Origin of the sequence: Mycobacterium sp. E3247, assembly GCF_001667785.1 — a bacterium.
Lineage (GTDB): Bacteria > Actinomycetota > Actinomycetes > Mycobacteriales > Mycobacteriaceae > Mycobacterium.
In genome coordinates, this window is the sequence record NZ_LZJG01000548.1 from 1 (window position 1) to 842 (window position 842).

Here is an 842-nt window from a genome sequence, read left to right on the forward strand (position 1 = left end):
GCGTCCGGGCCGGCGATCTGACCCAGCTTCTCGATGACGTATTCCGGGCCCAGGCTGCCGTCGCTCTGCGGGCCGTAGCTCAGCGGATAGGTGGACTGGACGCCGTCCAGGTAGTCCCACCATTCGGTCATCTCGATGTTGCCGGGAATGTCGTAGTGCCGCAGCATCGCGATCAGCTCGATGATGACGGCTTTGACGTCGCCGACGATCGGGACGTCGGCGTGGCGGTTCTTGCCGATCTCGGCCGGATCGATGTCGGCGTGAATGACCTTGGCGTCCGGGGCGAAGGTGTCCAGTTTTCCGGTCACCCGGTCGTCGAAGCGGGTGCCCAGCGCGATCAGCAGGTCGCTGCGCTGCAGCGCCGCCACCGCGGCGACCGTGCCGTGCATGCCGGGCATGCCCATGTGCTGCCGATGGCTGTCGGGGAACGCGCCGCGCGCCATCAGGGTGGTGACCACGGGGATGCCGGTCAGGTCGGCCAGTTCGCGCAGCTGCTCGGTCGCCTCGCCGCGGATGACGCCGCCGCCGACGTACAGCACCGGTTTGCGGGCCTCCGCGATCAGCTTGGCGGCCTCGCGGATCTGCCGGTTGTGCGGCTTGGTGTTCGGCTTGTAGCCGGGCAGTTCCATGCGCGGCGGCCAGCTGAACGTGCACTGCCCCTGCAGCACGTCTTTGGGGATGTCGACGAGCACCGCACCGGGACGCCCCGAGGAGGCGATGTGGAAGGCCTCGGCGATCACCTGCGGGATCTCGTCACCCGAGCGAACCAGGAAGTTGTGCTTGGTGATCGGCATCGTGATGCCGGAGATGTCGGCTTCCTGGAAGGCGTCGGTGCCGATCAG

Annotated in this window: 1 pseudogene; it reads right to left on the bottom strand. The window is 67.7% G+C overall.

The window, feature by feature from the left end:
- Positions 1-842, bottom strand: a pseudogene (locus A9X04_RS27840) (thiamine pyrophosphate-binding protein); the annotation flags it as partial.